General features: G+C 50.5%; 2 protein-coding genes. Both read left to right on the top strand.

Features of this window, described 5'->3' with window-relative positions; genetic code table 11:
• Positions 1 to 14 precede the first annotated feature (14 nt).
• The gene (locus JCM12259_RS12800; RefSeq protein WP_025066731.1) at positions 15 to 629 is read left to right on the top strand and encodes a DUF4141 domain-containing protein; all 615 of its coding nucleotides are present in this window, start codon (positions 15 to 17) and stop codon (positions 627 to 629) included.
• 52 nt (positions 630 to 681) lie between these two features.
• Positions 682 to 1,186, top strand: a 505-nt coding sequence (locus JCM12259_RS12795; RefSeq protein WP_025066730.1) for a TraJ family protein, incomplete at its 3' end; no start/stop codon positions are given.

The following is a 1,186-nucleotide window of genomic DNA, read 5'->3' as shown; positions in this document are numbered from 1 at the left end:
GAACAAGAATTTTAATGCTGCTGATAGGCACCGTCCTTTTATTCAGCGGAAAGGCCCATGCACAGTGGGTGGTAACCGATCCCGGTAACTTCGCCGGCAACATCGTCAATTCAGTCAAGGAGATTGCCACCGCCTCCAAGACGGTGAAGAACACCTTGGACGGGTTCAAGGAAGTGGAGAAACTCTACAACGACACCAAGAAGTATTATGACGCGCTAAAGAAGGTGAACAACCTCATTGGGGATGCCTACAAGGTCAAGGAGTGTATTCTCATGGTGGGCGACATCTCGGAGATTTACGTCACCTCGTATAAGAAAATGCTCTCGGACAAGAACTTCCGCCCTTCAGAACTTGCTGCAATGGCTTCGGGCTATGCCAAGCTTCTGGAGCAGAGCGGTGAGAGTCTCAAGGAACTAAAGTCCATTGTCAAGAGTAATGTTTTCTCGATGAACGATCACGAGCGCATGCAGGCTATCGACCGCATCTACACCACGCTGAGGGAAAATCGCTCGCTTGTATCGTATTACACAAGGAAAAACATCTCCGTAAGCTACGTGCGCGCAAGGGAGAAGAACAACCTTGCCTCCGTTAAGGCGCTCTATGGTAATACGGCAAGCAGATATTGGTAAATCCACAGACAAAAAAGAACTTGAAAGAACTTTCATAAAAACACTTTTGCTTATGGATTTTGCCAGTTTACATGAGTTGCTACGCTCAACCTATGACGAGATGATGCCGCTCTGCGCACAGATGACAGGGATCGCCAAGGGCATAGCAGGCTTGGGTGCGCTTTTTTACATTGCCCTTCGGGTATGGGCTTCCATTGCCCGTGCCGAGGCGATAGACGTTTTTCCGCTTCTCCGTCCCTTCGTGCTGGGCTTCTGCATCATGTTCTTCCCGACAGTCGTACTGGGTACGATGAATGCCGTTCTCTCGCCCGTAGTGCAGGGAACGGAGATGATGGTACACCAGCAGGAGGGGAACCTTGCCGAACTTACAGCCAAGCGGGACAAGCTGCAAGAGGAAGCCTACCTTAGGAATCCTGAAACAGCCTACCTTGTCTCCAACGAGAAGTTCGACCAGAAAATTGAGGAGATGGGTATCATCGGCCCCGAAGACGCTCTTACCATTGCCGGGATGTATGCCGAGCGTGCTGCCTATCAGACCAAGCAGTGGGTGATGAAGA

It is taken from the genome of Hoylesella enoeca JCM 12259, assembly GCF_000613405.1.
GTDB lineage: Bacteria > Bacteroidota > Bacteroidia > Bacteroidales > Bacteroidaceae > Prevotella > Prevotella enoeca.
Note: the sequence above shows the minus strand (reverse complement) of the source record. Positions and strands in the feature narration are given on the sequence as shown.